Source organism: Pseudomonas sp. Pseusp15 (assembly GCF_059492165.1).
Genome location: NZ_CP168523.1, coordinates 4,962,992 through 4,984,565, shown reverse-complemented (window position 1 = coordinate 4,984,565; position 21,574 = coordinate 4,962,992). Strand labels below are relative to the sequence as shown.

The 21,574-nt window shown below is 60.6% G+C and carries 19 protein-coding genes and 1 pseudogene; 17 read left to right on the top strand and 3 right to left on the bottom strand.

Translation table 11 applies throughout. The features are described 5' to 3' along the window. Positions 1-25: 25 nt before the first annotated feature. A complete protein-coding gene (locus ACEN8R_RS22450; protein ID WP_370695245.1) occupies positions 26-790 on the bottom strand; it encodes a methyl-accepting chemotaxis protein in 765 nt (254 codons plus the stop codon). Between the two features lie 93 nt (positions 791-883). Beyond that, positions 884-1,906, bottom strand: a pseudogene (locus ACEN8R_RS22445) (HAMP domain-containing protein); the annotation flags it as partial. Positions 1,907-2,202: 296 nt separating this feature from the next. Between ACEN8R_RS22445 and bamE the strand changes: the two are divergent. Both bamE and ACEN8R_RS22435 read left to right on the top strand, forming a co-directional pair. Further along, positions 2,203-2,457, top strand: a complete 255-nt coding sequence (gene bamE / locus ACEN8R_RS22440) for an outer membrane protein assembly factor BamE domain-containing protein (protein WP_018929189.1) — start codon at positions 2,203-2,205, stop codon at positions 2,455-2,457. Between the two features lie 33 nt (positions 2,458-2,490). Next, entirely contained in the window at positions 2,491-3,060 is a 570-nt protein-coding gene (locus ACEN8R_RS22435; RefSeq protein WP_018929188.1) for a lipocalin family protein, read from the top strand. A gap of 61 nt (positions 3,061-3,121) precedes the next feature. Here ACEN8R_RS22435 and ACEN8R_RS22430 read toward each other — a convergent pair whose 3' ends face one another. Beyond that, on the bottom strand, positions 3,122-4,486 hold the full coding sequence (locus ACEN8R_RS22430) for a formimidoylglutamate deiminase (protein ID WP_018929187.1): 1,365 nt from the start codon (positions 4,484-4,486) through the stop codon (positions 3,122-3,124). Positions 4,487-4,632: 146 nt separating this feature from the next. On the opposite strand from ACEN8R_RS22430, the gene hutC reads away from it, so the two are divergent. From hutC to dtd, 15 genes are all read left to right on the top strand, one after another. After that, positions 4,633-5,343, top strand: a complete 711-nt coding sequence (gene hutC / locus ACEN8R_RS22425; protein ID WP_161793960.1) for a histidine utilization transcriptional repressor HutC — start codon at positions 4,633-4,635, stop codon at positions 5,341-5,343. A 12-nt stretch (positions 5,344-5,355) separates the two neighbouring features. Next, positions 5,356-5,925, top strand: coding sequence for a HutD/Ves family protein (locus ACEN8R_RS22420; RefSeq protein WP_258612977.1), 570 nt, complete (start codon positions 5,356-5,358; stop codon positions 5,923-5,925). A 450-nt stretch (positions 5,926-6,375) separates the two neighbouring features. Beyond that, positions 6,376-8,058, top strand: coding sequence for a urocanate hydratase (hutU, locus tag ACEN8R_RS22415; RefSeq protein ID WP_018929184.1), 1,683 nt, complete (start codon positions 6,376-6,378; stop codon positions 8,056-8,058). 170 nt (positions 8,059-8,228) lie between these two features. Further along, a complete protein-coding gene (locus tag ACEN8R_RS22410) occupies positions 8,229-9,197 on the top strand; it encodes an ABC transporter substrate-binding protein (RefSeq protein WP_018929183.1) in 969 nt (322 codons plus the stop codon). 70 nt (positions 9,198-9,267) lie between these two features. Beyond that, on the top strand, positions 9,268-10,119 hold the full coding sequence (locus tag ACEN8R_RS22405; RefSeq protein ID WP_018929182.1) for an ABC transporter permease: 852 nt from the start codon (positions 9,268-9,270) through the stop codon (positions 10,117-10,119). After that, a complete protein-coding gene (locus ACEN8R_RS22400) occupies positions 10,116-10,946 on the top strand; it encodes a quaternary amine ABC transporter ATP-binding protein (RefSeq protein WP_018929181.1) in 831 nt (276 codons plus the stop codon). Before ACEN8R_RS22405 ends, ACEN8R_RS22400 begins: the two co-directional genes overlap by 4 nt. A gap of 144 nt (positions 10,947-11,090) precedes the next feature. Next, positions 11,091-12,614, top strand: coding sequence for a histidine ammonia-lyase (hutH, locus tag ACEN8R_RS22395; RefSeq protein ID WP_018929180.1), 1,524 nt, complete (start codon positions 11,091-11,093; stop codon positions 12,612-12,614). Positions 12,615-12,727: 113 nt separating this feature from the next. Continuing rightward, positions 12,728-14,266 (top strand): histidine ammonia-lyase, encoded by a 1,539-nt coding sequence (gene hutH / locus ACEN8R_RS22390; RefSeq protein WP_018929179.1) that lies wholly within the window; start codon positions 12,728-12,730, stop codon positions 14,264-14,266. Positions 14,267-14,348: 82 nt separating this feature from the next. After that, complete coding sequence (locus ACEN8R_RS22385) at positions 14,349-15,758, top strand: amino acid permease (RefSeq protein WP_018929178.1); 1,410 nt, start codon at positions 14,349-14,351, stop codon at positions 15,756-15,758. Positions 15,759-15,775: 17 nt separating this feature from the next. Then, positions 15,776-16,981 (top strand): imidazolonepropionase, encoded by a 1,206-nt coding sequence (gene hutI / locus ACEN8R_RS22380; RefSeq protein ID WP_018929177.1) that lies wholly within the window; start codon positions 15,776-15,778, stop codon positions 16,979-16,981. 10 nt (positions 16,982-16,991) lie between these two features. After that, the gene (gene hutG, locus ACEN8R_RS22375) at positions 16,992-17,795 is read left to right on the top strand and encodes an N-formylglutamate deformylase (RefSeq protein ID WP_018929176.1); all 804 of its coding nucleotides are present in this window, start codon (positions 16,992-16,994) and stop codon (positions 17,793-17,795) included. A 327-nt stretch (positions 17,796-18,122) separates the two neighbouring features. Beyond that, positions 18,123-19,070: a choline ABC transporter substrate-binding protein gene (locus ACEN8R_RS22370; protein WP_019581830.1), complete on the top strand. Its 948-nt coding sequence runs from the start codon at positions 18,123-18,125 to the stop codon at positions 19,068-19,070. Then, positions 19,070-19,990, top strand: a complete 921-nt coding sequence (locus ACEN8R_RS22365; RefSeq protein ID WP_018929174.1) for an alpha/beta hydrolase — start codon at positions 19,070-19,072, stop codon at positions 19,988-19,990. Before ACEN8R_RS22370 ends, ACEN8R_RS22365 begins: the two co-directional genes overlap by 1 nt. 115 nt (positions 19,991-20,105) lie before the next feature. Further along, positions 20,106-21,077 (top strand): prolyl aminopeptidase, encoded by a 972-nt coding sequence (gene pip / locus ACEN8R_RS22360; RefSeq protein WP_018929173.1) that lies wholly within the window; start codon positions 20,106-20,108, stop codon positions 21,075-21,077. Then, positions 21,074-21,511: a D-aminoacyl-tRNA deacylase gene (gene dtd, locus ACEN8R_RS22355; protein ID WP_018929172.1), complete on the top strand. Its 438-nt coding sequence runs from the start codon at positions 21,074-21,076 to the stop codon at positions 21,509-21,511. Before pip ends, dtd begins: the two co-directional genes overlap by 4 nt. Positions 21,512-21,574: the final 63 nt, after the last annotated feature.

The window sequence follows — 21,574 nt, the reverse complement described above, 5'->3', positions numbered from 1 at the left end:
CCGCTATGAGGCCGGTGAGAGCGCCTTAGATCCGGAAACTACCGACCAACTGCTTCAACCGCGCCGCTTGCTGCTCAAGATCGGCACACGCACGCAAAGTCGACTGCAAGTTCTCCACGCCTTCCTGGTTCAGCGTGTTGATCTCGGTGATGTCGACGTTGATCGATTCCACCACGGCGGTCTGTTCTTCAGTCGCGGTAGCCACCGACTGGTTCATCCCGTCGATTTCACCGATGCGCTGCGTCACGCTGCCCAGGCGTTCGCCAGCCTGGTTGGCGATGCCGACGCTGCTTTCGCTCTGGCGCTGGCTGTCGGTCATGGTGCTGACCGCTTCCCGGGCGCCAACTTGCAGCTCCTCGATCATCTTCTGCACTTGCTGCGCCGAATCCTGAGTGCGGTGGGCGAGGTTGCGTACTTCGTCGGCCACCACGGCAAAACCACGGCCGGCTTCACCGGCACGGGCAGCTTCGATGGCCGCGTTGAGGGCCAGCAGGTTGGTCTGTTGCGAGATGCTGGTGATCACTTCCAGAATCTGTCCGATGTTCACCGTGTTGCTGTTCAGGGTTTCGATGTTGCCGCATGAATCGCTGATTTTTGCCGAAAGCTGGTGCATCGCGGCGATGGTTTTATCCACTACCTGCTGACCCTCTTCGGCCAGGCTGCGCGCGTCGCTCGAATGTTGCGAGGCGAGGGCGGCGTTCTGGGCGATTTCCTGGGCGGCGGCACCGAGCTGGTTGATCGCTGCCGCGACGCTGCTGGTGCGCGAGGCCTGTTGATCGGAGTTGAACATTGACGAGTTCGAGGCCGCCACTACGCGCAGGGCAACTTCGTTGACCTGGCCGGTGGCCGAAGATACTTCGCGGATCGAGGTATGGATACGCTCGACGAAACGGTTGAACGAGGTGCCCAGAGCACCGAATTCGTCCTGGCCATGAATGGTCAGGCGTTTGGTCAGGTCGCCTTCGCCCTCGGCGATGTCATGCATGGCGCGGCCCATGATCAGCAGCGGCTGCATCAGCACGCGGATCAACATGCTCAGCAGCGCGATGATGATCACCACGGCGATGACCATGGCGATGATCGCCGAGGTGCGGAATTCGCTGAGCATCGAGAACGCGGTTTCCTGATCCAGAACCAGCGCCACGTACCAGTCCGCCGACGGCACACCGTTAACGTGGGTGAAGGAGATGAACTGGGTTTTACCATCCAGTTCGACTTCTTTCAGGCCCGGGCTGACTTTCGGCGCGCCGTTGGGGTAGGCGTCGGCCAGGTTCTTGAGCACCAGTTTGCTGTCCGGGTGGATCAGAATCTTGCCGTCGGCGCTGACAATGAACGCATGGCCATGACCGCCGAAGTTCAGCGAGTTGATGATCGCGCTGACGCTGGACAGGTCGATATCCGCGCCGGCGACGCCAATCATCTGGCTCTGGTACTTCACCGGCGTGGCCACGGTGATCACCAGTTTGCCCGACGACGCCGCGATGTAGGGTTCGGTGACGATGGTCTGTTGCGCGTTGTTGGCTGCCTTGTACCAGCCACGGGCGCGGGGGTCGTAGTCCGCGGCGCGGTTGCCGGCCGGGATCGAGAACATCACGCCATCGGTGCCGCCGAAGTAGCTCAGCTGGAAGTTGCTGGTATAGGCCGGCAGGTCGATGGCGCGTTTGAGATTGGCCGGGGCGCTGCCGTCCACGGCGATCTGCTGGGACAGCGATTGCAGCAATTGGATGCGGCTTTCCAGCCAGGTCTGGATGTTGCTGGTGGTCAGGCTGCCGAGTTCCTGCATCGAGGACTCGGTACTGCTGCGCAGGGTTTGACGCTGGCGGTAATCGTTGAACAGGATGAAACAGGCGAATGCAACGGCCACCACGAGAGCGGCTGCCAACAAGATCTTGTGGCTGAATTTCATGTTTCTGGTCATTAAATGATCTACCGCACAGTGGCTGGTCAGCAAAGGGGCGTCAATTTGCCACAGTCGAGGGCTTGGCGCTGCTTTTATGTCGACTGGCCAGCGCCAAAGATTAGGCGGGTATTGACGAAAACCGACGAAATACCCAATAACCTGAGAAAGGGGCTGATTTATCGGTAAAAGGCTGACGAGTGGCCTAATAAATAGGCGGACGGTCGGGGAACCAGATTAGGGTTTTCTCTTCTAAGCTTCTGGTTGGCAACATGCCACCTCTCTTCCGCTCCAGGAGTTACACCATGTCGCTGCGTTCTATCGCCTTGCTCTCGTTCTGCGTGCTGTTGGCCGCGTGCAGCAAGATCAATCAGGAAAATTATTCGAAGCTGTCGACCGGCATGCCCAAGGCCCAGGTTGAAACCTTGCTGGGCAAACCCACCGATTGCTCGGGCGCACTCGGCATGTCCAGCTGCACCTGGGGCGACAAAAACAGCTTTATCAGCGTGCAGTATGCCGGTGACAAAGTGCTGATGTTTTCGGGCCAAGGCCTGAAGTAAACCGGGGCTTTTCGCCCACGGGAGAAAAAAATAATGAAGCGGTTCCTGATCGTTCTTTTTGCCGGCCTGGTATTGGCCGGCTGCGCCTCTTCTGGCGTAGATCCGTTGGCGCCCAAGACCGTCAATAGTGTCAACCTCAAGCGCTACCAGGGAACCTGGTACGAATTGGCGCGTCTGCCGGTGTATTTCCAGCGTAACTGTGCGCAATCCGAAGCCCATTACAGCCTCAAGCCTGACGGTGAGATGGCGGTGCTGAACCGCTGCCTGACTTCGCAATGGCAATGGGAAGAGGCCAAGGGCAGGGCTTATCCACAGGTACCCGGCAAGGCCGACAAGCTGTGGGTCGAGTTCGATACCTGGTTCTCGCGACTGATACCTGGTGTGTCGAAGGGAGAATATTGGGTGTTGTACGTCAGCGATGACTACAAGACCGCGATTGTCGGCGACCCGAGCCGCCATCATCTCTGGCTGCTGTCACGGACCCCGACGGTCAATGGCGTAGTGCGTGAAGAACTGCTGAGCAGGGCGCGTCAGCAGGGCTATGACACGACGCGACTGATCTGGCGTACGTCGGATGCCAAGATGGCCAAGACCTCGAACTAACGGTCACCGAAGAGCAAAAACTGTGGGAGTGAGCAGGCTCGCTCCCACAGTTTTTTTTGCGTCAGCCCAAGAGATCGCGCAGGACTTGAGTGAATGCCCGGTTGCTCTCTTCCTCGTCGGCATGCCGCCCATCGCGCACGACCCACTGGCCATTGACCAGCACATCCCGCACCTGGCGATCGCCACCGGCAAATAGCCAACGATTGAGAATCCCGTCGCCACTGGCCGTCGCCAGGTACGGATCGTTGCCGTCCAGCACCAACCAATCCGCGCGCTTGCCGACTTCCAGGGCGCCGATTGGCTGCCCCAACGCCTGGGCGCCGCCATCCAGCGCGGCGTCGTACAGCGTGCGGCCGACCATCGGCTGATTCGCGCCATACAACCGATTACGCCGCTGATCGCGCAGACGCTGGCCGTATTCCAGCCAGCGCAATTCTTCCACCACGCTCAACGACACATGGCTGTCGGAACCGATACCCATGCGCCCGCCCTGCGCCAGGAAGTCCACCGCCGGGAAAATCCCGTCGCCGAGGTTGGCTTCAGTGGTCAGGCACAGGCCGGCGATGGCGCGGCTCTTGGCCATGAGCGTGACTTCTTCCGGGTTGGCGTGGGTGGCGTGGACCAGGCACCAGCGTTGATCGACTTCGGTGTTTTCGTACAGCCATTGCAGTGGGCGGCGACCGCTCCAGCCAAGGCAGTCGTCGACTTCCTTCTGCTGCTCGGCGATGTGAATGTGCACCGGGCACTGCTTGTCGCTGGCCGCCAGCACTTCGCTGATCTGCTGCGGTGTGACCGCGCGTAACGAGTGGAAACACAGGCCGAGCGACTGCGCCGGTTGCTGCGCCAGAATCGGCTGCAAACGTGACTGAAGCTTCAGGTAGTTTTCGGTGCTGTTGATAAAGCGGCGTTGGCCTTCGTTCGGGGTCTGGCCGCCGAAACCGGAATGGCTGTAGAGCACCGGCAGCAAGGTCAAACCGATACCGGCAGAGCTGGCCGCCTGGCTGATGCGCAGTGCCAGTTCGGCCGGGTCCGCATACGGCTGGCCATTATTGTCGTGATGGACGTAATGAAATTCAGCGACCGATGTGTAACCGGCCTTGAGCATTTCGATGTACAGCTGACGGGCGATAACGCCGAGTTGGTCCGGGCTGATTTTTCCGACGAGCCGATACATCAGATCGCGCCAGGTCCAGAAACTGTCATTCGGATTACCCGCCACTTCCGCCAGGCCGGCCATGGCCCGCTGGAAGGCGTGGGAGTGTAAATTCGGCATTCCCGGCAGCAGCGGACCGCTCAACCGTTCGGCGCCATCTGCGTGGGAATCGGCCTGGATATGGGTCAGCACGCCATCGGCGTTGACTTCAAGACGTACATTGTTGGCCCATCCACTAGGCAGCAGCGCGCGTTCGGCAAAGAAGGCGGACATGGTTCAGCACCCCATCGTGTGTTATTTGTATATACATATACAGACGTTTGCCTGCTCGGTAAACTCCGGCAAGCTAGCAACCTCTACCAAATGAACAAGGATTAACCGTGCCGACTCCGCCTCCAGTCTCCCCGTTGGCCGCGAACATGGGCGACAGTCCGGCGCCCTTGTACGCCCGCGTAAAACAGATGATCACCCAGCAAATCGACAGTGGAAACTGGCCGCCGCACTACCGCGTTCCGTCGGAAAGCGAACTGGTCAACCAGCTGGGTTTCAGCCGCATGACCATCAACCGCGCCCTGCGCGAGATGACTGCCGACGGCCTGTTGGTGCGTATGCAAGGCGTCGGAACGTTCGTCGCCGAGCCGAAAAGTCAGTCTGCGCTGTTTGAAGTGCACAACATCGCCGACGAGATCGCCTCCCGTGGTCATCGTCACACGTGCAAGGTGATCACCCTCGAAGAAGAGGCCGCCGGTTCCGAGCGGGCCTTGGCCCTGGACATGCGCGAAGGCCAGAAGGTGTTCCACTCGCTGATCGTGCATTTCGAAAACGATATCCCGGTGCAAATCGAAGACCGTTTCGTCAACGCGCTGGTGGCGCCGGACTACCTCAAGCAAGACTTCACCCTGCAAACGCCTTATGCCTATCTGAATCAGGTCGCGCCGTTGACCGAGGGCGAGCATGTGGTCGAAGCGATTCTTGCCGAGCCATCCGAATGCAAGCTGCTACAGATTGAAAAGGGCGAACCGTGCCTGCTGATTCGTCGCCGCACCTGGTCCGGCCGTCAGCCTGTGACCGCCGCCCGCTTGATCCACCCCGGTTCCCGTCATCGTCTGGAAGGACGGTTCCACAAATAAAAAGAGCCATAAATGAGTCAGTTGAAGGTATTACGCGCGGCCGATTACCCGCGCATGCCGTGGAAGAACGGCGGCGGCAGCACTGAAGAAATCACCCGTGATACGGGGATAGGTCTTGATGGTTTTGGTTGGCGCCTGTCGATTGCCGACATCGGCGAGTCGGGCGGTTTTTCCACCTTTGCCGGTTATGAGCGGGTCATCACCGTACTGCAAGGCGAGGGCATGACCTTGCGCGTCGATGGCCAGGACACGCGGGCGTTGTTACCGCTCGACCCGTTTGCTTTCAATGGCGAGAGTCACGTGTCCTGCGCATTGCTCGGTGGGCCGATTCGCGACTTCAACCTGATTTATGCACCGGATCGTTACAGTGCGCGGTTGCAGTGGCTGGAAGGCAAGCAGCGGTTTTTTAGTGAAGCCGGGACTCTGCTGGTGTTCAGTGTCAGTGAAGCGCTGGAAGTGAAGGTCGGTAACAAAGCATCGCAACTCGGTCGCCATGATTGCCTGCAACTGGACGGTAACGTCGGTCTGCAGGACGTCGCCATCAATGGTTCGTGCTGCGTCATTGAACTGACTGCACGCTGATCCAATATCGAGTCGCCTCTATCGCGGGCAAGCCTCGCTCCCACAAGGTCGATGACAATCTTGTGGGCGCGAGGCTTGCCCGCGATGCTTTTCTTCCTCGCAAATCCGTTCCCCATCGCGCACCAATTTGTTACCGAACGCCCCAGTGTGGCGCAAAACCATGCTCAAGTAACAACCGGCACGTCCCCGAATAAATCCCCGCGAAAAATTTCACTTACGCCAGAACCCTTGATCCAGGCGCTTTCCAGCCCTGTAAGAAATTTTCTTGGATGCTCATTCAACAAGTTGGCCGCTTGATTGCATATGCTTGTATGTACAAGTAAAGACGTATGTGTATGAGTCACGAAGACTCAACCATCGTCCACTGATTCGCTGATGTGCACTGATGCCCATCGGCTTGCTCGCCCACTACCTGGGTTGGTTTGGATTGATTGCTGAGGAGTTCTTTTCGTGACTGAGAATAAACCTACTAAGTTTCGTGACGTTGAAATCCGTGCTGCCCGCGGTAACAAGCTGACCGCCAAGAGCTGGCTGACTGAAGCGCCGCTGCGCATGCTGATGAACAACCTCGACCCGGAAGTCGCCGAGAACCCTAAAGAACTGGTGGTTTACGGTGGTATCGGTCGTGCGGCACGTAACTGGGAATGCTACGACAAGATCGTCGAAAGCCTGACCAACCTGAACGACGACGAGACTCTGCTGGTGCAATCCGGCAAGCCGGTCGGCGTGTTCAAGACCCACAGCAACGCACCACGCGTTCTGATTGCCAACTCCAACCTGGTACCACACTGGGCGAACTGGGAGCACTTCAACGAACTCGACGCCAAAGGCCTGGCCATGTACGGCCAGATGACCGCCGGCAGCTGGATCTACATCGGCAGCCAGGGCATCGTTCAAGGCACCTACGAAACCTTCGTCGAAGCCGGTCGCCAGCATTACAACGATGATCTGAAAGGTCGTTGGGTCCTGACCGCAGGCCTCGGCGGCATGGGCGGCGCTCAGCCTCTGGCTGCAACCCTGGCCGGCGCTTGCTCGCTGAACATCGAATGCCAACAAGTGAGTATCGATTTCCGTCTGAAAAGCCGTTACGTCGACGAGCAAGCCAAAGACCTCGACGACGCCCTGGCCCGTATCGCCAAATACACCGCCGAAGGCAAGGCGATCTCCATCGCCCTGCTGGGCAACGCTGCGGAAATCCTCCCGGAACTGGTCCGTCGTGGCGTGCGCCCGGACATGGTCACCGACCAGACCAGCGCCCACGACCCGCTCAACGGCTACCTGCCGGCCGGCTGGACCTGGGACGAATACCGCGCTCGCGCCAAGACCGAACCTGCTGCCGTGGTCAAGGCCGCCAAGCAATCGATGGCCGTGCACGTTAAAGCGATGTTGGACTTCCAGAAAATGGGCGTGCCGACGTTCGACTACGGCAACAACATCCGTCAGATGGCGCAAGAAGAAGGTGTGGAAAACGCATTCGACTTCCCGGGTTTCGTACCGGCTTACATCCGTCCACTGTTCTGCCGTGGCATCGGCCCGTTCCGTTGGGCTGCGCTGTCGGGCGACCCGCAGGACATCTACAAGACCGACGCTAAAGTCAAAGAACTGATCCCGGACGACGCCCACCTGCACAACTGGCTGGACATGGCTCGCGAGCGCATCAGCTTCCAGGGTCTGCCGGCACGTATCTGCTGGGTTGGCCTGGGCCTGCGCGCCAAGCTCGGTCTGGCGTTCAACGAAATGGTCCGTAGCGGTGAATTGTCCGCGCCAATCGTGATCGGTCGCGACCACCTGGACTCCGGCTCCGTATCCAGCCCGAACCGCGAAACCGAGTCGATGCAGGACGGTTCCGACGCCGTGTCCGACTGGCCACTGCTCAACGCTCTGCTGAACACCGCGAGCGGCGCGACCTGGGTTTCCCTGCACCACGGCGGCGGCGTCGGCATGGGCTTCTCCCAGCACTCGGGCATGGTGATTGTCTGCGACGGTACTGACGAAGCGGCCGAGCGTATCGCTCGCGTGCTGCACAACGACCCGGCCACCGGTGTCATGCGTCACGCCGATGCGGGTTACCAGATCGCGATCGACTGCGCCAAGGAACAGGGGCTGAACCTGCCGATGATCACCGGCAAATAAGAGAAAAGACCACTGCAGGAGCTGTCGCGGCTGCTCCTGCAGAGATCACGATGTTGCAGACCCAACAATAAGCGGGGCGGGTCGCGCGTAGCGCAGGCCTGATTGGACGTGGACAGGGCTGGATGCCTCTTGACTGCCGTAAGCCAACTCATGATTAGGAGCGTCACACAATGAAATCGAACAAGACCCTGCTGACCACTTTGCTTTCCATGGGCCTGCTGGCCAGTGCCGGTGCTACCCAGGCGGCTGGCTGGTGCGAATCGGGTAAACCGGTGAAATTCGCCGGCCTGAACTGGGAAAGCGCCATGCTGCTGACCGACGTGCTGCAAGTCGTGTTGGAGAAAGGCTACGACTGCAAGACCGACAGCCTGCCGGGCAACTCCATCACCATGGAAAACGCCCTGAGCAGCAACGACATCCAAGTGTTCGCCGAAGAGTGGGTCGGCCGCAGCGAAGTCTGGAACAAGGCCGAGAAGGCCGGCAAAGTCGTCGGTGTCGGCGCTCCGGTGGTGGGTGCCGTCGAAGGCTGGTACGTGCCGCGCTACGTGATCGAAGGCGACGCCAAGCGCAAACTGGAAGCCAAGGCGCCGGACCTGAAAAACATTGCCGACCTGGCTAAATATTCCGCGGTATTCAAGGACGCCGAAGAGCCATCCAAAGGGCGTTTCTACAACTGCCCGGCCGGCTGGACCTGCGAGCTGGATAACAGCGAAATGCTGAAAAGCTACGGCCTGGAAAACAGCTACACCAACTTCCGTCCAGGCACCGGCCCGGCGCTGGATGCGGCGGTGCTGTCGAGCTACAAGCGTGGCGAGCCGATCCTTTTCTACTACTGGTCGCCAACCCCGCTGATGGGCCAGATCGACGTGGTCAAACTGGAAGAAAAACCGGGTGTCGACAAGCGCGTGACCATCAAGGTCGGCCTCTCCAAGACTTTCCACGAGCAGGCCCCGGAACTGGTGACCGTGCTGGAAAAGGTCAACCTGCCGATCGACCTGTTGAATCAGAACCTGGGGCGTATGGCCAAAGAGCGGATCGAGTCGCCAAAACTGGCCAAGATCTTCTTGAAGGAACATCCTGAAGTCTGGCACGCGTGGGTGAGCGAAGACGCAGCCAAGAAAATCGACGCGGCCTTGTAGGTTGAGCCTCTCTGACTGTCGGCAACGGCAGTCGGATGCTTGATCGCAACCCCTTGATTGAGAGTCTCTTATGTTTCCCGAAAGCTTTACCTTTTCCATCGCCGACTGGGTCAACGGTTGGGTCGATACGCTGGTCACCAACTACGGCGACGTGTTCCGCAGCATCTCCGACACCCTGCTGTGGGCCATCGTCAATCTTGAAGGGCTGCTGCGTGCGGCGCCCTGGTGGCTGATGCTGGCGATCGTGGCGGGCGTGGCCTGGCACGCGACCCGCAAAGTCGTGACCACGGCGGTCATCGTCGGCCTGCTGTTCCTGGTGGGCGCGGTCGGTCTCTGGGACAAGCTTATGCAGACCCTGGCGCTGATGATGGTGGCGACGGTCATCTCGGTGCTGATCGGCATTCCGTTGGGCATTCTTTCTGCGCGCAGCAATCGCCTGCGTTCGGTGTTGATGCCGTTGCTGGACATCATGCAAACCATGCCGAGCTTCGTGTACCTGATCCCGGTGCTGATGCTGTTTGGCCTGGGCAAGGTCCCGGCGATTTTCGCTACCGTTATTTACGCTGCGCCGCCGCTGATCCGCCTGACCGATCTGGGTATTCGCCAGGTTGACGGTGAAGTGATGGAAGCGATCAACGCCTTCGGTGCCAACCGCTGGCAGCAACTGTTCGGCGTGCAACTGCCGCTGGCCCTGCCGAGCATCATGGCCGGGATCAACCAGACCACCATGATGGCCCTGTCGATGGTGGTGATCGCCTCGATGATCGGTGCCCGTGGCTTGGGCGAAGACGTATTGGTGGGGATTCAGACCCTCAACGTCGGACGTGGTCTTGAGGCCGGTCTGGCGATCGTGATTCTGGCAGTGGTGATCGACCGCATTACACAGGCGTACGGTCGTGCACGGCATGAGGTGAGCAAATGAGCAACGCAGCCATCAGCAAGATCGAAGTCAAAAACGTCTTCAAGATTTTCGGCAACCGTTCCAAGGATGCGCTGGCCATGATTAGCCAGGGCAAAACCAAAGACCAGGTACTGGCCGAAACCGGTTGCGTGGTTGGCGTGAATGACCTGTCGCTGAGCATCGGCACCGGCGAGATCTTCGTGATCATGGGCCTGTCGGGTTCCGGCAAGTCGACCCTGGTGCGTCACTTCAACCGCCTGATCGACCCGACCAGCGGCGCGATCCTGGTGGACGGCGTGGACATCCTGCAATACGACATGGAAGCCTTGCGCGAATTTCGCCGGCACAAGATCAGCATGGTGTTCCAGAGCTTCGGCCTGCTGCCGCACAAAAGCGTGCTGGATAACGTCGCCTACGGCCTGAAAGTGCGTGGCGAGAGCAAGCAGATGTGCGCCGAGCGCGCGCTGCACTGGATCAACACCGTGGGCCTGAAGGGCTACGAAAACAAATACCCGCATCAGCTTTCCGGCGGTATGCGCCAGCGTGTGGGCCTGGCTCGCGCCCTGGCGGCGGACACCGACATCATCCTGATGGACGAAGCCTTCAGCGCCCTCGACCCGCTGATCCGCGCCGAAATGCAGGACCAGTTGCTGGAACTGCAAAAGACCCTGCACAAGACCATCGTCTTCATCACCCACGACCTCGACGAGGCCGTGCGCATCGGCAATCGCATCGCGATTCTCAAGGATGGCCGGCTGATTCAGGTCGGCACGCCACGAGAGATCCTGCATTCGCCGGCGGATGAGTATGTGGACCGGTTCGTACAGCGGCGGGCTGCAGTGGTTTGAGGTTGATCGTTTTTGTGGCGAGGGAGCTTGCTCCCGCTGGGTTGCGAAGCGGCCCTGAAAATCTGCGACCGCTGCGCGGTCGAACGGGAGCAAGCTCCCTCGCCACAGGTGTCATACGTCCATGAATTTTGTATGAGGCTCTAGATGTCCCAGGCTGAAAAAATCGTTATCGCCGATGCCCCGTTGCGTTGGCAGGATGTGGTCGCGGTCGCCCGCCACGGTGCGCAGCTTGAGCTGTCGGCCCAAACCTGGGCGCGGATCGAGAATGCCCAGGCGATCGTCCAGTGCATCGTCGCCAGCGGCGAGCGCGCCTATGGCGTCAACACCGGCCTGGGCGCCTTGTGCAACGTCTCGCTCAAGGATGAACAACTCAGCCAGCTGTCGCGCAACACCTTGCTCAGCCATGCCTGCGGCGTCGGTGCTCCACTGTCCGACGAGCAGACTCGCGCGATCCTCTGCGCCGCGATCCACAACTACAGCCATGGCAAATCCGGCATTCACCGCCGGGTGGTCGAAGCATTGCTGGCGCTGCTCAATCGCGGCATCACTCCGCAGGTGCCGTCCCAGGGGTCGGTCGGTTATCTGACCCACATGGCCCACATCGGTATCGCGCTGCTGGGCGTCGGCAATGTCAGCTATCGCGGGCAGATCGTTTCTGCACAACAAGCCTTGGCCGAAGAAGGGCTGCAACCGGTTCAACTGGGTGCCAAAGATGGTTTGTGCCTGGTCAACGGCACACCGTGCATGACCGGCCTCAGCTGCCTGGCCCTGGCCGATGCAACGAACCTGGTGCAGTGGGCCGATGTGATCGGCGCCATGAGCTTCGAAGCCCAGCGTGGTCAGATTGCCGCGTTCGATGCCGAGATCATTGCGCTCAAACCGCATCCGGGCATGCAGCAGGTGGGTATCAATCTGCGGGCGTTGCTCGACGGCAGTGAAGTGATCGCCAACAGCAAAGGCATTCGCACTCAGGATGCACTGAGCATCCGCTCGATTCCGCAAGTGCATGGCGCTGCCCGCGATCAGCTGGAACACGCCAGAAAACAGATCGAAACCGAGCTCAACTCCGCGACCGACAACCCGTTGCTGCTGGGCACGCCGGACAATTTCCGCGTCATGTCCCAGGCCAATCCGCACGGCCAATCAGTTGCTTTGGCGGCTGACTTGCTGGCGATCGCGATGGCTGAGATCGGCTCCATTGCCGAGCGTCGCCTGGACCGCTTGGTCAACCCGCACGTCAGCGGTTTGCCAGCCTTTCTGGTGGCCAACCCGGGCGTGAACTCCGGGATGATGATCGTGCAATACGTCGCCGCGTCGCTGTGTGCGGAAAACCGCCAGTTGGCGCAGCCGGCGGTGCTCGATAACTACGTCACTTCGGGCTTGCAGGAAGACCACCTGAGCATGGGCACCAACGCCGCGCTGAAGCTGCATCGCGCGTTGGAAAACTGCACGCAGATCCTCGCCATCGAGTACCTGTTGGCGGCTCAGGCTTTTGAATTCCTGAAAGAACAACGCTTCGGCGCCGGCACCGATGCCGCGTGGCGCCTGCTGCGCGAACGTATTCCGGCCTACGACCAGGACCGCTGGCTGGCGCCGGACATCGCCAGCGCCGCTGCTGTTTTGAAAGACCCGATTTTGCTGCACAAGGCTGTACCGAACCTCAACTGATTTCCACAACCACCAGCGTGCCAAGGCGCGGCCCCTCCAAAAGGCGGGAAGCGACGGACAACGGATATCTCCGGAGCGTCTGGTTAGTTAATAAAAATGCTCTCAAAAGGAGAATGAATGTGACTGCGCTTAATTTGATTCCCGGCCAACTGAGCCTTGCCCAACTGCGTGATGTGTATCAGCAACCGGTCAAAATCACTCTCGACGAAAGCGCTTCGGCGCAAATCGAAGCCAGCGTTGCCTGCGTGGAACAGATCCTCGCCGAGAACCGCACCGCGTATGGCATCAACACCGGTTTCGGCCTGCTGGCCTCGACCCGCATCGCCAGCGAAGACCTGGAAAACCTCCAGCGCTCGCTGGTGCTGTCCCACGCCGCCGGCGTCGGCGAACCGATCAGCGACGCCCTGGTGCGACTGGTCATGGTACTCAAGGTCAACAGCCTGAGCCGTGGTTTCTCCGGCATTCGTCGTCAGGTGATCGATGCACTGATCGCGCTGATCAATGCCGAGGTTTACCCGCATATTCCTCTGAAAGGTTCGGTTGGTGCATCCGGCGATTTGGCGCCGTTGGCGCACATGTCGCTGGTACTGCTGGGTGAAGGCAAGGCGCGCTACAAAGGCGAATGGCTGCCCGCCACCGAAGCGCTGAAAGTCGCCGGTCTGACACCGCTGACCCTGGCAGCGAAAGAAGGCCTGGCGCTGCTCAACGGCACTCAGGTGTCCACCGCCTACGCCCTGCGTGGCCTGTTCGAAGGCGAAGATCTGTTCGCCGGCGCACTGGCCCTTGGCGGCCTGACGGTCGAAGCGGTACTGGGCTCGCGCTCGCCATTCGACGCACGTATTCATGCCGCTCGCGGCCAGAAAGGCCAGATCGACGCCGCTGCCGCTTACCGCGATCTGCTGGGTGAGCGCAGTGAAGTGTCCGACTCGCACCAGAACTGCGAAAAGGTCCAGGATCCGTACTCCCTGCGCTGCCAGCCGCAAGTCATGGGCGCCTGCCTGACCCAGTTCCGTCAGGCCGCCGAAGTGCTTGCCATCGAAGCCAACGCCGTATCGGACAACCCATTGGTGTTCGCCGCTGAAGGCGACGTGATCTCCGGCGGTAACTTCCATGCCGAGCCGGTGGCTATGGCTGCCGACAACATGGCCCTGGCCATCGCCGAAATCGGCTCCCTGAGTGAACGCCGCATCTCGCTGATGATGGACAAGCACATGTCGCAACTGCCGCCGTTCCTGGTGGCCAATGGCGGCGTGAACTCCGGCTTCATGATCGCTCAAGTAACGGCTGCGGCACTGGCCAGCGAGAACAAGGCGCTGTCCCATCCGCATTCGGTGGACAGCCTGCCGACTTCCGCCAACCAGGAAGACCACGTGTCCATGGCGCCGGCTGCCGGCAAGCGTCTGTGGGAAATGGCCGAGAACACTCGCGGGATTCTCGCGGTGGAATGGTTGGCGGCGGCCCAGGGGCTGGATCTGCGCGACGGTCTGAAAACCTCGCCAAAACTGGAAAAAGCCCGTGCGATCCTGCGTGCTGAAGTGCCGTTCTACGAGAAGGACCGCTTCTTTGCGCCGGACATCAATGCGGCCAGTGAGTTGTTGGCGACGCGTTGCCTGAATGGCCTGGTGACGGCGAAGTTGCTGCCTAGCCTGTAATAGCTCCTTCCCTGATGATCGTTCCCACGCGGAGCGTGGGAACGATCATTTAGCGTCGAATAAGAATAATTAAGGACGAGAGATGCAACAGCCAGCAAAAGGTTTGAAACGCGGGCTCTCTGCCCGACATATTCGCTTCATGGCACTGGGGTCGGCGATCGGCACCGGGCTGTTTTACGGTTCTGCCTCGGCCATTCAAATGGCCGGCCCCGCGGTCCTGCTCGCTTACCTGATCGGTGGCGCGGCGGTGTTCATGGTCATGCGCGCCCTTGGCGAAATGGCGGTGCATAACCCGGTGGCCGGTTCTTTCGGCCAGTACGCCAGCACCTATCTGGGGCCAATGGCGGGCTTTATCCTCGGTTGGACCTACGCATTTGAAATGGTCATCGTCGGTATGGCCGACGTGACCGCATTCGGCATTTACATGGGGTTCTGGTTTCCGGAAGTCTCCCGCTGGATCTGGGTGCTGGGCATCGTTTCGGTGGTAGGCGGCTTGAACCTGTGCAACGTCAAAGTCTTCGGCGAAATGGAGTTCTGGTTGTCACTGCTCAAGGTCGCGGCCATCGTCGCGATGATCCTTGGCGGTTTCGGCATCATGCTGTTCGGCATCAGCAATGCGCCCGGTGCCCAGGCGACCGATATCAGCAACCTCTGGACCCAGGGTGGCTTCATGCCCAATGGCGTGGGCGGCTTGATCGCCTCGTTTGCGGTGGTGATGTTTGCCTTTGGCGGTATTGAAATCATCGGCGTTACCGCCGGTGAAGCCAAAGACCCGCAGCATGTGCTGCCGCGCGCGATCAATGCCGTACCGTTGCGAATCCTGCTGTTCTACGTGCTGACGATGCTGGTGCTGATGTCGATCTTCCCGTGGCAGCAGATTGGCAGCCAAGGCAGTCCGTTCGTGCAGATTTTCGACAACCTGGGGATCAGCTCGGCGGCGACCATCCTCAACATCGTGGTGATCTCGGCGGCGGTGTCGGCCATCAACAGTGACATCTTCGGCGCGGGCCGCATGATGTATGGCCTGGCTCAGCAAGGGCACGCACCGAAAGGCTTCGCTCGCTTGTCGCGCAATGGCGTGCCGTGGCTGACGGTGATGGTGATGAGCTGCGCGCTGCTGCTGGGTGTGTTGCTGAACTACCTGATCCCGGAAAACGTGTTTCTGCTGATCGCCTCCATCGCGACCTTTGCCACGGTGTGGGTCTGGCTGATGATTCTGTTCACCCAGGTGGCCATGCGTCGCTCCATGAGTGCCGAGCAGGTCGCACAATTGAAATTCCCGGTGCCGTTCTGGCCCTATGCGCCGATGGCGGCGATTGCCTTCATGCTGTTCATCTTCGGCGTGCTGGGTTATTTCCCGGATACCCAGGCGGCGTTGATCGTCGGCGTGGTCTGGATTGTGTTGCTGGTGCTGGCCTACCTGACGTGGGTCAAACCGGCGGCAGGCAAGGCGGTACCGGTGGAACAGGAACCCATTTTTTCTCATCGATAACCTAACGGAGGCCAAGGATGAAAACGCTCTGGCAACACTGCCACGTCGCAACCATGGCGCAAGGCGTCTACTCGATCATCGAGGATGCGGCCATCGTGACGTCCGGTGCGCACATTGAGTGGATCGGCCCACGCGCCGAACTGCCGGCCGGCGAGTACCCGGCGGTCAATGACTTGAGCGGGGCCTGGGTCACCCCGGGCCTGATCGACTGCCACACCCATACGGTATTCGGCGGCAACCGCAGCGGCGAATTCGAGCAGCGCCTGCAAGGCGTCAGCTACGCGGAAATCGCCGCTGCCGGCGGCGGCATTGCCAGCACCGTGCGCGCCACCCGCGCCGCCAGTGAAGACGAACTGTTCGCCAGCGCCGCCAAGCGTCTGAAAAGCCTGATGCGTGATGGCGTGACCACCGTCGAAATGAAATCCGGCTACGGCCTGGACCTGGCCAGCGAACGCAAGATCCTGCGGGTGATCCGCCGTCTCGGCGCCGAGCTACCCGTCAGCGTGCGCAGCACGTGCCTGGCGGCCCACGCCTTGCCGCCGGAATACACCGACCGCGCCGACGCCTACATCGATCACATCTGCAGCGAAATGCTCCCGGCCCTGGCGGCCGAAGGGCTGGTGGATGCGGTAGACGCTTTCTGTGAATACCTGGCGTTTTCGCCAGAGCAGGTCGAGCGGGTGTTCGTCGCCGCGCAGAACCTCGGCTTACCGGTGAAGCTGCACGCCGAGCAATTGTCATCGCTGCACGGTTCGAGCCTGGCGGCGCGTTACCACGCATTGTCCGCCGATCATCTGGAATTCATGACCGAAGATGACGCCATCGCCATGGCCAAGTCCGGCACCGTCGCGGTATTGCTGCCCGGCGCGTTTTACTTCTTGCGGGAAACCCAATTGCCGCCGATGGAAGCCCTGCGCAAACACGGGGTGAAAATCGCCATTGCCAGCGACCTTAACCCGGGCACTTCGCCGGCGTTGTCGTTGCGCTTGATGCTGAACATGGCCTGCACCTGCTTCCGCATGACCCCGGAAGAGGCGCTGGCGGGCGCGACTATTCATGCCGCCACCGCCTTGGGCATGGGCCAAACCCACGGTTCGCTGGAAGCCGGCAAGGTCGCAGACTTCGTCGCCTGGCAAATCGATCGTCCGGCCGACCTGTCGTACTGGCTGGGCGGCGACCTGGAAAAACGCGTCGTGCGTCACGGCGTTGAATCAAATCTGTAGGAGAGCGGTTGTGGATAAGGTTCTGAACTTCAAACAAGGCCGCGTGCCACTGCTGATCAGCATGCCCCACGCCGGCCTGCGCCTGACCCCGACGGTGGAAGCGGGGTTGATCCCCGACGCGAAAAGCCTGCCGGACACTGACTGGCACATTCCACGGCTTTATGAGTTCGCTGCCGAACTGGGCGCCAGCACCCTGGCGGCCGAGTACTCGCGGTTTGTCATCGACCTGAACCGGCCGTCCGACGACAAGCCTTTATATGTTGGCGCCACCACCGGTCTGTATCCGGCGACGCTGTTCGATGGCGTGCCGTTGTTCCGCGAAGGGCTGGAGCCGTCGGCTGCGGAACGGGCGACGTATCTGGAGCAGATCTGGACGCCGTACCACCGCACCTTGCAGGAAGAACTGGCGCGGCTGAAAGCCGAGTTCGGCTACGCGCTGCTGTTCGACGCGCACTCGATCCGCTCGGTGATCCCGCACCTGTTCGACGGCAAGCTGCCGGACTTCAACCTCGGCACCTTCAATGGCGCCAGCTGCGATCCACAGTTGGCCACACAGCTGGAAGCGATCTGCGCGAAGCACACCGATTACAGCCATGTGCTGAACGGTCGTTTCAAGGGCGGTCACATCACCCGGCATTATGGCAATCCGGCCGAGAACATTCATGCCGTGCAACTGGAGTTGGGCCAGTGTACGTATATGGAAGAGTTCCAGCCGTTCCGTTATCGCCCGGATTTGGCCGAGCCGACGCAAGTGGTGCTCCGGGAATTGCTGCAAGGGTTGTTGGCGTGGGGCGAAAAGCATTACAGCGCGTAACCCTGTGGCGAACGGGCCTTTGTGGCGAGGGAGCTTGTCGGATCGCCGCACCGTCCCGCTCGGCGGCGAAGCCGTCGTAAACCCTGTTGGTCGGGCGTATCTGATGAAACTCGGTTGAATGGTTTGGGGGCAGCTTCGCAACCCAGCGGGAGCAAGCTCCCTCGCCACAGATTAGTGTTCGCCTTGGTAACGCATCAGGACAGTCGCCACCGTGCAAAACACGGTCGCCACAGGTCACTTTTGCCGACTCGGCGCTGCGTAACGTTGTGGGCACGGTGCACAAAGACACCGGGCCCACAATAATCTGCTGCCGAGCGAGCCTTCCCGATGAAACGACTGTTCAACCGCTGTCTGTTAATCCTCACCGGCACTGCTCTTCTGAGCACCAGCGTTTTCGCCAACGACCCCGCTTCCTGCAAGACCGTGCGCATGGGCGTGGTCAACTGGACCGACGTCATTGCCACCAGCGGCATGGCCGATGTGCTGCTCAATGGCCTTGGCTATGAAAGCAAGCAAACCAGCGCCGTGCAGCAAATCATCTTCGCCGGCATCCGCGACAAACGCCTCGATATCTTCCTCGGTTACTGGAAACCGGCGATGGACAAGAACATCGCCCCGTTCGTCGCTGCCAATCAAGTGAAGGTCATGGACAAGCCGAGCCTGGCCGACGCCCAGGCAACGCTCGCCGTACCTGACTACGTCGCTGCCGCCGGCCTGAAAACCTTCGCCGATATCGCCAGGTTCAAGGATCAGTTGGGTGGCAAGATCTACGGCATCGAGCCGGGCAGCGGCGCCAACACCACCATCAAAACCATGATCGAGACCAACCGCTTCGGTTTGAAGGACTTCAAGCTGATCGAGTCCGGTGAGGCCGGGATGCTCGCCGCCGTGCAGCGGGCGGTCAATCGCAAGGAGTTCGTGGTGTTCGTCGGCTGGACCCCGCATCCGATGAACATCAACATGAACATCGCTTACCTGACCGGCAGCGAAGACGTCTATGGCCCGAACGAAGGCGCGGCGACCGTTTCCACCGTGACCGCGCCGGACTATGCCGAGCGTTGCCCGAACGTGAACCGTCTATTGGAAAACCTGACCTTCACCGCTGCCCAGGAAAGCCAGTTGATGGTGCCGATCATGGAGCGCAAGACGCCGCAGGATGTCGCCAAACAGTGGCTGCGTGATCATCCCGAAGACCTTCAGCGCTGGCTGGCGGGTGTCAGCAGTTTCGATGGCAAGGATGGCGTGGCAACCGTTCAGGCCAGTTTGAAACCCTGATGGCCGCGTATCCGATCTCTGCGCAGATGTCGGCATTCGTCGAGAAAACCCTCAGCTTCAACAGCACCGACAGCAGCCTCGCCGGTATGCGTCAGGCCTACAGCGAGATGTGCCGGGCGTTTACCCCGCCACATCCCGCGGGGCTTGAGGTGGTCGATCTCGAGTTGGCGGGAGTGGCGGTGCGCGCCTGGCAACCGCCGGTTCCGCCGCCGACCAACGGTTGGCCCTGCATTGTGTATCTGCATGGCGGCGGTTGGGTGGTGGGGGATCTGGACTCCCACGACTTCATCTGCGCCGAACTGGCATCGGTGCTCGGTGTGTTGGTGATCGCCGTCGATTATCGGCTGGCGCCGGAGCATCCGTTTCCAGCGGCGTTCGATGACTGCCTGAGTGTCTGGCGTGCGTTGCGCACGGGGCCGTTTCAGCTCGACCCGGCGCGGACGCTGGTGGCCGGCGACAGCGCTGGCGGCAACCTTGCCGCTGCGCTGTGTCTGGCCTTGCGCGATGCCGGCGAACCGGCGCCTTGTGCGCAGGTGCTGATCTATCCGGGCCTGGGCGGTGATCACCGGTTGTCATCACGCGGCGAATGCGCCGACGCGCCATTGCTCAGCAGCAGCGATCTGGATTGTTATCACACGCTGTACCTGGGTGGTGTCCGTCAGCCAACGGCCTATGCGATGCCCTTGCTCGCCGCCGACTTCAGCGGCCTGCCGCCGGCGCTGATCGCTGTGGCGCAGTTCGATCCGCTACGCGATGACGGCGTGCTTTACGCCGGGCGACTCAACGCCGCCGGCGTGAGCGCAATGCTTTATTACGGTCAGGGGCTGGTTCATGGGTGCTTGCGGGCGCGGGGGCAGGTTGCCGAGGTCGACCGACTCTATGAAACCCTGCTCGGCTATTTGGCTGACAAGACGGGCTGACAAGCGCTGACGCTGCAAGGGGCATGCTCATTGAAGTAATTCGGGTTTATGATGCCGGACGGCAGAATAATAGAAGTCCCTACAGGGATGACCTCGACCCCTTACGGAGCGCGCAATGCAGACTTTGTACCCGCAGATCAAACCCCACGCCCGGCACGATCTGGCCGTCGATAAAACCCATACGCTGTATGTCGACGAAAGCGGTTCACCGGAAGGTTTGCCGGTAGTGTTCATTCACGGCGGCCCTGGCGCCGGGTGTGATGCGCAGAGCCGCCGGTATTTCGATCCGAACCTGTATCGCATCGTCACCTTCGACCAGCGCGGTTGCGGTCGCTCCACGCCCCACGCCAGCCTTGAGAACAACACCACCTGGGATCTGGTCGCCGATCTCGAGCGGATTCGCAAGCACCTGGGCATCGACAAATGGGTGCTGTTCGGCGGTTCCTGGGGTTCGACCCTGGCCCTGGCTTACGCGCAAACCCACCCGGAGCGCGTGCACGGTCTGATTCTGCGCGGGATTTTTCTCTGCCGTCCCCAGGAAATCGAGTGGTTCTACCAGTGTGGCGCCAGTCGCCTGTTCCCCGATTACTGGCAGGACTACATCGCGCCGATTCCGCTGGACGAGCGCGACGACTTGCTCACGGCATTCCACAAACGCCTGGTCGGCAACGACCAGATCGCCCAGATGCATGCGGCCAAGGCCTGGTCCATCTGGGAAGGCCGCACCGCGACCTTGCGTCCGAACCCGCTGGTGGTCGATCGTTTCTCCGAACCCCAGCGTGCGTTGTCCATCGCCCGCATCGAATGCCACTACTTCACCAACAACGCTTTCCTTGAGCCGAATCAGCTGATCCGCGACATGGGCAAGATCGCCCATTTGCCCGGCGTCATCGTCCATGGTCGCTATGACGTGATCTGCCCGCTGGACAACGCCTGGGAACTGCATCAAGCCTGGCCGAACAGCGAACTGCAGGTGATCCGCGACGCCGGCCATGCGGCGTCCGAACCGGGGATCACCGATGCATTGGTGCGCGCCGCCGATCAGATGGCCCGTCGCTTGCTCGACCTGTCGCCTGACGAAGCATGAAGGCCCTGCTGCAACGCGTGCGCGGCGCGCGAGTCGAGGTCGCGGGAGAGGTGGTTGGTGCGATAGATCAGGGGTTGCTGGTGCTGGTGGCGGTCGAACCCGACGACACGCAGGCCAGCGCCGACAAACTTCTGCATAAACTGCTTAACTATCGAGTATTCAGTGACGCCGAGGGCAAGATGAATCTGTCCTTGGCTGACGTGGACGGCGGGTTGTTGCTGGTCTCGCAGTTCACCCTGGCCGCCGATACCAAAAACGGGTTGCGTCCGAGTTTTTCGACTGCAGCCCCCCCGGCCTTGGGCGAGGCGCTGTTCGACTATCTATTGGGCAAAGCGAAACAGGTGCATGGCACTGTGGCATCAGGTAGATTCGGCGCGGATATGCAGGTGCACCTGGTCAATGATGGCCCGGTAACCTTCCTGTTACAGACGTGAAAGCGCTTGAAACATGTTTTTAAGGGCATTTCGGCTGAAAACAGAGGCTTTTCCCGATAAATA

Excerpts from the sequence above, each read along its gene's own strand:
- ACEN8R_RS22435 (WP_018929188.1), top strand. The coding sequence starts at position 2,491 with ATGAAGCGGTTCCTGATCGTTCTTTTTGCCGGCCTGGTATTGGCCGGC.
- dtd (WP_018929172.1), top strand. The coding sequence starts at position 21,074 with ATGAAGGCCCTGCTGCAACGCGTGCGCGGCGCGCGAGTCGAGGTCGCG.
- hutH (WP_018929180.1), top strand. The coding sequence starts at position 11,091 with ATGTCCCAGGCTGAAAAAATCGTTATCGCCGATGCCCCGTTGCGTTGG.
- ACEN8R_RS22420 (WP_258612977.1), top strand. The coding sequence starts at position 5,356 with ATGAGTCAGTTGAAGGTATTACGCGCGGCCGATTACCCGCGCATGCCG.
- ACEN8R_RS22370 (WP_019581830.1), top strand. The coding sequence starts at position 18,123 with ATGAAACGACTGTTCAACCGCTGTCTGTTAATCCTCACCGGCACTGCT.
- ACEN8R_RS22400 (WP_018929181.1), top strand. The coding sequence starts at position 10,116 with ATGAGCAACGCAGCCATCAGCAAGATCGAAGTCAAAAACGTCTTCAAG.
- ACEN8R_RS22430 (WP_018929187.1), bottom strand. The coding sequence starts at position 4,486 with ATGTCCGCCTTCTTTGCCGAACGCGCGCTGCTGCCTAGTGGATGGGCC.
- hutH (WP_018929179.1), top strand. The coding sequence starts at position 12,728 with ATGAATGTGACTGCGCTTAATTTGATTCCCGGCCAACTGAGCCTTGCC.
- ACEN8R_RS22365 (WP_018929174.1), top strand. The coding sequence starts at position 19,070 with ATGGCCGCGTATCCGATCTCTGCGCAGATGTCGGCATTCGTCGAGAAA.
- ACEN8R_RS22405 (WP_018929182.1), top strand. The coding sequence starts at position 9,268 with ATGTTTCCCGAAAGCTTTACCTTTTCCATCGCCGACTGGGTCAACGGT.
- ACEN8R_RS22385 (WP_018929178.1), top strand. The coding sequence starts at position 14,349 with ATGCAACAGCCAGCAAAAGGTTTGAAACGCGGGCTCTCTGCCCGACAT.
- pip (WP_018929173.1), top strand. The coding sequence starts at position 20,106 with ATGCAGACTTTGTACCCGCAGATCAAACCCCACGCCCGGCACGATCTG.
- ACEN8R_RS22450 (WP_370695245.1), bottom strand. The coding sequence starts at position 790 with ATGTTCAACTCCGATCAACAGGCCTCGCGCACCAGCAGCGTCGCGGCA.
- hutI (WP_018929177.1), top strand. The coding sequence starts at position 15,776 with ATGAAAACGCTCTGGCAACACTGCCACGTCGCAACCATGGCGCAAGGC.
- hutC (WP_161793960.1), top strand. The coding sequence starts at position 4,633 with ATGGGCGACAGTCCGGCGCCCTTGTACGCCCGCGTAAAACAGATGATC.
- bamE (WP_018929189.1), top strand. The coding sequence starts at position 2,203 with ATGTCGCTGCGTTCTATCGCCTTGCTCTCGTTCTGCGTGCTGTTGGCC.
- ACEN8R_RS22410 (WP_018929183.1), top strand. The coding sequence starts at position 8,229 with ATGAAATCGAACAAGACCCTGCTGACCACTTTGCTTTCCATGGGCCTG.